Origin of the sequence: Clostridium boliviensis (assembly GCF_033342255.1) — a bacterium.
Taxonomy (GTDB): Bacteria; Bacillota; Clostridia; order Lachnospirales; family Lachnospiraceae; genus Lacrimispora; species Lacrimispora boliviensis.
Window position 1 is genome coordinate 1 of record NZ_JAWONS010000177.1, and the last position, 5,023, is coordinate 5,023.

Sequence of the window (5,023 nt, forward strand, 5' to 3'; positions counted from 1 at the left end):
GATTACCCACTTGCTATTTCTTACCTGGAGGCATCTGCCACACAAGGAAATGATTTTGCTATGTATCAGCTGGGCGTTATCTATAAAAATTCCGATTTGAAGTTTTACGATATTGATAAAGCAATAGATTATTTTAAAAGTTCTGCTGAATTGGAAAACCAATTTGCTCAGTACCAGCTTGGTAAGATCTATAGCTCTCCTGATTTCGGTATAATTGATTACTCTCTTGCCATTTCTTACTTAAAAAACTCTGCTGCACAAGAGAACGATTTCGCAATGTACCAATTGGGTAAAATTTATTCTAATAAAGATATCCCTATTTATAATATGAACCTGGCAATATCCTATTTGATAGAAGCGGCGAACAAGAACAATTCTTTTGCACAACTACAGCTTGGTATTATTTATTTATGGGGTAAGGGGGTTAAATGTGACGTTACCCTTGGCATGGATTTTCTTAACAAGGCAATCAATAATGGAAATCCATTTGCACAACAGATATTGGATTCTTATGAAATATATCGTTTGCAATATGCAATGAATATCTCATATAAGTTATTTACCAACATATTTAATGCTATAACAAATGAAAATGACCATAACTCAACTATTGCGGCGGATAGCTATTTCCGTAATTTAAGTAAAAAGGCTATGATTGAGGAGCAACTAAAAAATCCCCAAAAACACAACCATGAACCTGATAAATGATCTAAATCGCTGGGTAATAACCAGCGATTTTTTTGTAAGTAAAAGGCAAATTTCCTCTCTCCTTAGCTCCTTGCTCTCTTCCATAAACCCTCCTATGAACAGAACTCTGTCCCATCAGTCTCTGCTTCTCCTCCAGAAACCTTCCAATGAACGAAACTCAGTTCTTCTCATTAACCTCTCCTCCTCAGTAAAACTTCCTATGAACGGAACTCAGTTCTTCTCATTGTAAGCGCCTAAATTTCGGGCGGTAGTTCGATTTTGCCGTCGGGGATTTTGGTAATGAGTAGTTTTTTACTCCCAAAACTCAAAATACCCCGGTTCCATTTGGAAACCGAAGCACCTTGACAATTCACATATAATCTAACTGTTTTAATATTCTTCCATAGCACGAGTTTCCAGAAATGTCTTTACTTCTTCGTTCCATGGTGCGAGCTTTTCCAGCTCTTCATCTGTCATCCGGTTATTCGGCTGCTTTTCTAGGAGTAGTTTCAGGTATTGGTAAACGTTTACTCCGTTTGCTTTTGCATTCTCTACCATTGTGTAGATGATCGCACTTGTTTCAGCACCAGCCGGTGTGTCACTGAACAGCCAACCCTTACGGCCTACCACAAACGGGCGGATTGAGTTTTCACTTAAATTGTTTGAAAAACTGCACCTTCCGTCTTCCAGATATGTGGCAAGGTACGGTTCCCGGTTTTGTATATAGGTCACCGCCTTCGCCATTCTTGATCCTCTGGTCGGCGACTGATCTTTAAGCCACGTCAAGAATCCATCTACAACAGGCTTTTCCTTCTCCAGGCGGGCCTTTCGGATGGCTTCATAGTCCCCGGCATGTTTTTGCCGGATCTTCTTCTCCAGTTCAAAGAGTTGGTTGACATACATGACTCCCTGAACGGCTGGCTGCGTATAGTCAAGCTGTTTCCCCTTTGGGATTGCATCAATCAGATATCTTCGGATGTGCGCCCAGCATGCAGTGCGCTTTGCCTCCGGGACCTTATTATAGCCACTGTATCCGTCACACATCAGATATCCATGAAATCCTTCCAGAAACTCTGCGGCATTATCTCCTGCACGAGTAGGGGAATACCGATAGATGATAACCGGGACCTCTCCATCCTCCCCGCTGCGGAACAGCCACATATAAGACTGGGTCTGCGCCCGGCGTTCCGGCTCATGCAGCACCTGCAGGGGCGTCTCGTCAGCCATTACGAATGGTCGTGAGAGGAGTTTTCTCCTGAAATAGTCATACATGGGACGGTAAAAGTCTTGTGCATTCGCAATCAGCCAGTTGGCAAATGTTGTCCGGCTGATCGATGCCCCACACTGTTTCCAGTCACGTTCCTGACGGTACAGGGGCATGCCGTTGAAATACTTCTGGTACATGATCCATGCCACGGTAGACGCACTTGCCATTCCATGGATCATGTGCGCATGTCCGTCCTTCCCCTTTTTGATCTGAGGCAGTTCTGCTGTTTTCCGACAGTTCGGGCAGCCGTAGTTCACGCTGTAGTATTCGATGACCTTGACTCTTGCAGGGATAAATTTAATCTCCCGGCGCACGAACTCCGTGCCTATCTTTTCCATGAGAGTGCCACAGACACGGCAAATACGTTCTTTTTCCGGAACATCAAGCATGACCTGCTCGGTGGGCAGGCCTTTTAACCTTTCTGCATCAACGGTACGTTTCTTTCTGACCTTAGACTCCTCCTGACAAAGGGTCTCTTCCCCGGAGAGCATAGAACCCAGATCACTACAGGATTCTGCTTCCGGTTCATTGAACAGGTTCAGCTGTCCAGGAATATCACACTTGCCTTTCTCACTGGATGCACCGAAGAGACGCTTTGTTAAGTAATCAATCTGTTCCTTTAAATTATCACGTTCCTGGCGTAGCTCAGCCTCGCGTATGCTTACAGCTTCGACCGTCTGCTGCAACGTTTTGATCAACTTATTAAGTTCTGAAATGGTATCCTTCAGCTCTCTCAACTGGAGCCCCTGTGCGCTGTCTGCCATTGTTTTTTCCTCGACTTTTGATGCTTTCAGTATAACACAAAATGAGTCGTTTTTACAGTATAACAGGTATTAAAAAGTGCCAAAAATGCGCCGTTTTCTGGCATTTAGAAATACGGTTTTTCGGGAATGAGAAATCACCTTTTATGATGTCCGGATTGCCTTTGGCTGATCGATATCGATGCCAGACATGAGCCAGTCAAACTCCTTCCAGGTGAGGTTTCTGACCTCTGATTTGTCTCTCGGCCAGCGGTAACGCCCCTGTGCTGTCAGGCGTTTGTAGATTAAGACAATGCCGTCCGGTTCCTTTAAGATGGCTTTGATCCGGTCACATCTGCGTCCACAGAACAGGAAAAGTGCATGATCCATGTCCATGGAAAACTCTTCCTTAATAATCGCACAGAGTCCATCGATGGATTTACGCATGTCTGTGCGCCCGCAAACGATGTAGACCGCGTCCACTCCGGAGATATCGGCTAGCATGACTGCCCTTTCAGGATCCGCAGGATCTCTGCCAACAGCTCCGGGTCTGCGGCATTGCTGATTTTCACCCTGAAGTGGTCCATCATAAGTTCGATCGTATGTGGATTGTCAAGGTGCGTTGCAGGTTCCGGCGCATCTATGCACGAGGAAACTGGTTTCGAGCAAGGATCCGGACATAGATCAACCCGGACCACTTCCTGTCGGGAAGTAAAATCAAGTGCATATGTGCTATCAGATGGTGCATTTGTTTCAGGGATAGCACAGGCTTTTTTTCTGAGCCTGGTCACGGCATTGTAAAAACTGCTCGGTGGGATGTTGTTCTTCTCACACCACGCATTGTCTGCCAGTCCGCTCTGGCGGCATTTGGTAATGAGCTGTAGCCATTCTTCTTGGGAACGGCGTGAGTTATATTTAGCCATAGCAGTCCTCCAAAATGAAAGTGTAGTAAAAAACTACTTGTCTACCATTATGAAGGAATATGATCTAATTTACTATTCGCCCAAAATTTAGGCGCTTACTTCTCATTAGCTACTGGCTATTTTATGGTGTTACACAAAAAAAGCTGATTAAACCTAGCAATAATGGCATTAATCAGCCACGGTGTTACAAATTTTTTTTCAAAAACCTACATTTGTAACACCTATAAAAACCGGATGAAACCTTGATAGTTACAGGCTTTGCCTGTAAGCTGTGCCTCCGGGCGTGTAACGCCCTATTCCTGCCATAAATTCTGTATGCTTTTTACAGGATTTATGGGGAGTCAAGGGTGGGCCGACCCTTGTCGCAGGAGCGTAGCGGGGGGCGAAAACCCCTTGCTTTCTGTCGTCGTAGGCATTGTTGGGTATGTGGGCAAGGCGGCTGTTTTTAGAAGGGTGGGCAAATCTGTTTATAACTATCTGATAAGTTTTTCATCGGATTGTTATGAATAGGTTTGTCCATGCTTCGTTGGCTGCTTTGTCCATATATCCACGATGTTATTGCTGGGGCAGGGAATTACCAAGGGCGGAAAGGATGTCTCCATGCCTCTCGGAGTCATTCTTTTTGACCGTACTTTTAGTCATACCGTTGACTAGTTTTATGCCGGAGTTCTTTCCTCCGGCCTCCCGCCGTTCAGCCCATGAAGCTGAGCGGCAAACGTCGTCGTCATTGTGGGTATGTGGGCAAGACTGTCGTTTTTAGAAGTGTGGGAAAAATTGTTTATAACTATCTGATGGTTATTTCATCGGATTGTTATGAACGGTTTTCCCCATGCTTCGTTGGCTGATTTGTCCATATATCCATGATGATACCGCTGGAATAGAGAATTATTAAGGGATAAAAGGAGGTCTCAATACTTTTTGGAGTCATTCTTTTAGATCGTTCCTTTAGCCATGCCGCTGCCTGGTTTTTATGCCGGAGTTCTTTCCTCCTGAACCCCGCTGCTCAGCCCATGAAGCTGAGCGACAAACGTCGCCATCATTGTGGGTATGTGGGCAAAACTGCCGTTTTTAAAAGTGTGGGGAAAATTGTTTATAACTATCTGATTGTTATGAACGGTTTTCTCCATGCTTCGTTGGCTGCCTTGTCGATATATCCACAATGCTATCGCAGGACCAGAGAATTACTCAGAGCGGAAAGGAGGTCTCCATAAATTCTGAAGTCATTCTTCCCAGCTTCTGCAAGTACATCTGACCCTATGAACAGAACTCAGTTCCGTTACCTCTTTTCCTTACTTCGGCAAGATCCTCTGGTTCTATGAACGGAACTCAGTTCCGCTACCTCTCTTCCCTGCTTTGGCAAGATCTCCTAGCTTCTTAAAGGGAACTCCGTTCCGCCACATCTCTTT

At 44.9% G+C, this 5,023-nt stretch carries 5 protein-coding genes; 1 reads left to right on the top strand and 4 read right to left on the bottom strand.

What is annotated here, in order from left to right; translation table 11 throughout:
* On the top strand, positions 1–708 hold a 708-nt coding region (locus RZO55_RS11005), incomplete at its 5' end, for a tetratricopeptide repeat protein (protein ID WP_318064328.1).
* 369 nt (positions 709–1,077) lie between these two features.
* On the opposite strand, the gene tnpC is transcribed toward RZO55_RS11005, so the two are convergent.
* The 4 genes from tnpC to RZO55_RS11025 all read right to left on the bottom strand — a co-directional run bounded on the left by tnpC (position 1,078) and on the right by RZO55_RS11025 (position 4,744).
* Positions 1,078–2,718, bottom strand: a complete 1,641-nt coding sequence (tnpC, locus tag RZO55_RS11010) for an IS66 family transposase (RefSeq protein ID WP_318064329.1) — start codon at positions 2,716–2,718, stop codon at positions 1,078–1,080.
* A 141-nt stretch (positions 2,719–2,859) separates the two neighbouring features.
* Positions 2,860–3,198, bottom strand: coding sequence for an IS66 family insertion sequence element accessory protein TnpB (gene tnpB / locus RZO55_RS11015; protein ID WP_318064330.1), 339 nt, complete (start codon positions 3,196–3,198; stop codon positions 2,860–2,862).
* Positions 3,192–3,617: an IS66 family insertion sequence element accessory protein TnpA gene (gene tnpA / locus RZO55_RS11020; protein WP_318064331.1), complete on the bottom strand. Its 426-nt coding sequence runs from the start codon at positions 3,615–3,617 to the stop codon at positions 3,192–3,194. Before tnpA ends, tnpB begins: the two co-directional genes overlap by 7 nt.
* A gap of 968 nt (positions 3,618–4,585) precedes the next feature.
* Positions 4,586–4,744 (bottom strand): hypothetical protein, encoded by a 159-nt coding sequence (locus RZO55_RS11025; protein ID WP_318064332.1) that lies wholly within the window; start codon positions 4,742–4,744, stop codon positions 4,586–4,588.
* Positions 4,745–5,023: the final 279 nt, after the last annotated feature.